This is a genomic window from Pseudomonas sp. PICF6 (assembly GCF_009831705.1).
Classification (GTDB): domain Bacteria; phylum Pseudomonadota; class Gammaproteobacteria; order Pseudomonadales; family Pseudomonadaceae; genus Aquipseudomonas; species Aquipseudomonas rhizophila.
In genome coordinates this window covers 155,695-159,085 of the sequence record NZ_WUUD01000002.1, presented here as the reverse complement: position 1 = coordinate 159,085, position 3,391 = coordinate 155,695, and the positions used below count along the sequence as shown (strand labels likewise).

Below are 3,391 nucleotides of genomic sequence, written 5' to 3'. Positions count from 1 at the left end.
AAGGCCGAAGGCGCTTTTGACGATGGTGGTCAGCATGGCCGGCACCTGATCGAACTGCAGCACGATCACGTAGAGGGTGACGCCGATATACGCCAGGGTTTTGACCGGCACCAGCAGATCAGCAACCTTGGCGATGCGCTTGATCCCACCGATGAACACCAGGCCCAACAGCACCGCCAGGCCAATGCCTGTGTAGGTGGTGTCGAAACCGAAAGCGTTGTTCAGCGAGTGAGTCACGGCATGGGCCTGCAGGCCGTTGAAGGCGAAGCCGAAGGTGATCAGCAGCAGGAACGCCATGATCATGCCCAGCCAGCGCTTCTGCAGGCCGTGCTGGATGTAATAGGACGGGCCACCACGGAATTGGCCTTCGGCGTCGCAGCGCTTGTAGAGCTGGCCGAGGGAACATTCGAAGAAGCTGCTGGACATGCCGACCAGCGCGGTCACCCACATCCAGAACACCGCGCCGGGCCCGCCGAGGGTGACGGCGATGCCGACACCGGCGATGTTGCCCGCGCCGACACGACCGGCCAGGCTGAGCATCAGGGCCTGAAAGGAACTGAGCTGACCGGCGCTGCTTTTGAGGCTGTCACGGAACACCGCGAACATGTGAAAGAAGTGGCGGAACTGGACGAAACGCGAGCGGATCGTGAAGTAGCTACCGAGCCCGACAATGAGCACGATCAGCACTTTCCCTGAGAGGAAGTCGTTGATGACTTCGAGCATGAGTATTCCTCGCTGTTTTTTGTTTAAGCAAATGCTGGCCATTTGGAAACATCGTGTTACATCGGTCGGCGCGCGGCACAACAGGTGAGGCGATGTTTCGTCCCGGTCCATATTGCGGGTTTGTTATTAGTTCGGTTTTCGCATGTGTTGGGGGTCTCGTTTCTGACGACCGCTCACGCGAAGAGGGGCGGCACTATACCTACCAGTGCGGCGCCCGTCTGCACGATTGTGGTGCGTGCGACGAAACGGACCTTTGAATCACCTGGCCTCGCGGTCAGGTTCTTGCGGGGGCGAGCCTGCTCGCGATGGCTGGCGACGCGGTTTTTTCAAACGGCAGCGCGTCATCGTTTATCGCGAGCAGGCTCGCTCCTACAGGTTCTCTAATCGTTTGTAGCTATCAGTTAAAAAAAAGGGCTTGGGGAATAAATCCCCAAGCCCTCAAAAGGTGAGAGGTGTCTAGTCCCTCGACCTGGTGAGCAGTCATTGCGTCGATCACGCCTTCAGCGGGACGAGACGCGGAGCAATCATGTTTTCGGGGCGCAGGATGTCGTCGAGCATGGCGTCGTCGAGCAAGCCTTCTTCGCGCACCAGTTCCAGTACGCCGCGGCCGCTTTCCAGCGCAACACGGGCGATACGGGTGGCATTTTCATAGCCGATGTACGGGTTCAGGGCGGTGACCAGGCCGATCGAGTGCTCGACCAGTTCGCGGCAGCGCGCTTCGTTGGCGGTGATGCCGACGATGCAGTGTTCGCGCAGCATGTCCATGGCCCGTTGCAGCAGGCGGATCGAGTCGAAGATCTTGAAGGCGATCAACGGCTCCATCACGTTCAATTGCAGTTGCCCGCCTTCGGCCGCGATGGTCAGGGCCAGGTCGTTGCCGATGATCTGGAACGCTACCTGGTTGACCGCTTCGGGGATCACCGGGTTGACCTTGCCCGGCATGATCGAGCTGCCTGGCTGGCGAGCCGGCAGGTTGATCTCGTTGATGCCGGTGCGAGGACCGCTGGACAGCAGGCGCAGGTCGTTGCAAATCTTCGACAGCTTGACCGCGGTGCGCTTGAGCATGCCGGAGAACAGTACGAAGGCACCCATGTCGGACGTGGCTTCGATCAGGTCGGCGGCCGGTACCAGCGGCTGGCCGCTGATGGTTGCTAGGCGCTGTACGGCCAGGGCCTGATAGCGCGGATCGGCGTTGATGCCGGTGCCGATGGCGGTGCCGCCCAGGTTTACTTCGGTGAGCAGTTCAGGCGCCAGGGTTTTGAGGCGTGCCAGGTCTTCGCTCAGGGTGGTGGCGAAGGCGCGGAATTCCTGGCCGAGGGTCATCGGCACAGCGTCCTGCAGTTGGGTGCGGCCCATTTTCAGGACGTGGCTGAACTCTTCACCCTTGGCGGCAAAGGCTTGGATCAGGCTGTCGAGGCTGGCCAGCAACGCGTCGTGACCCAACAGCAGACCCAGGCGAATCGCGGTCGGATAGGCGTCGTTGGTGGACTGCGCCATGTTCACGTCGTTGTTGGGGTGCAGGTACTGGTATTCGCCTTTGTTGTGGCCCATGGCCTCCAACGCAATGTTGGCGATGACTTCGTTGGCATTCATGTTGGTTGAAGTGCCAGCGCCGCCCTGGATCATGTCCACCACGAACTCTTCGTGGAAATCGCCGCGGATCAGTCGTGCACAGGCTTCGCTGATAGCGGCGTGCTTGGCTTCGCTGAGTTGGCCCAGCTCGCGGTTGGCATCAGCGGCGGCCTGTTTGACCATTGCCAGACCGACCACCAGCTTGGGGTAATGCGAGATCGGGACGCCGGAGAGACGGAAGTTGTTCACCGCTCGCAGGGTCTGGATGCCGTAATACGCTTGCGCCGGTACTTCAAGTACGCCAAGCAGGTCTTTTTCTGTGCGGAATGATGCAGCGGAAGACATGATAGAAATCATCTCGATAAGGACCCGGTCTGAGCCGGAACGCTGTGAATCCTAGGCTTTCAGAAAAATTAGGGCCAATGCTGTTAAACACTGCCCTATGCACATTCGGCATAATGCGGGTGTGACGCCGACGGTACGGCGAGCGTGTGACCTGTTTTGGTGCGTGCCTTGGGAGGACGTGATGAATCTAGAAAGCAAATGGCTCGAGGACTTCAGTGCCCTGGCCGCGACTCGCAGTTTTTCCCAGGCGGCCGAACGGCGCTTCGTGACGCAACCGGCCTTCAGCCGACGCATCCGCAGCCTCGAAGCGGCGCTGGGGCTGACCCTGGTCAACCGCTCTCGCACACCGATCGAACTGACAGCAGCGGGGCAGTTGTTCCTGGTGACGGCGCGCACCGTGGTCGAGCAACTGGGTGAAGTGCTGCGTCATCTGCACCATCTGGAAGGCGGGCAGGGCGAAGTGATGCAAGTGGCGGCCGCGCACTCCCTGGCGCTGGGCTTCTTCCCGCGCTGGATCGCACAACTGCGCAACGAAGGCCTGAACATCGCCACGCGGCTGGTGGCGACCAACGTCGGCGACGCCGTGCATGCGTTGCGTGAAGGGGGTTGCGATCTGATGCTGGCCTTCTATGACCCGGATTCGGCCATGCAAATGGACCCGGAGATTTTCCCCTCGCTGCACTTGGGCCAGACCGAAATGCTGCCGGTGTGTGCCGCCGATGCTGAGGGCAAACCGCTGTTTGACCTTGAA

Annotated in this window: 3 protein-coding genes; 1 reads left to right on the top strand and 2 read right to left on the bottom strand. The window is 60.5% G+C overall.

The features are described 5' to 3' along the window. The coding region (locus GSM73_RS26670; RefSeq protein ID WP_256676643.1) for a sodium:alanine symporter family protein at window positions 1–723 on the bottom strand (723 nt) is incomplete at its 3' end. Window positions 724–1,215: 492 nt separating this feature from the next. After that, a complete protein-coding gene (gene aspA, locus GSM73_RS01790; protein WP_025216214.1) occupies window positions 1,216–2,640 on the bottom strand; it encodes an aspartate ammonia-lyase in 1,425 nt (474 codons plus the stop codon). A gap of 181 nt (window positions 2,641–2,821) precedes the next feature. On the opposite strand from aspA, the gene GSM73_RS26665 reads away from it, so the two are divergent. Continuing rightward, on the top strand, window positions 2,822–3,391 hold a 570-nt coding region (locus GSM73_RS26665; protein ID WP_256676642.1), incomplete at its 3' end, for a LysR family transcriptional regulator.

Excerpts from the sequence above, each read along its gene's own strand:
- aspA (WP_025216214.1), bottom strand. The coding sequence starts at position 2,640 with ATGTCTTCCGCTGCATCATTCCGCACAGAAAAAGACCTGCTTGGCGTA.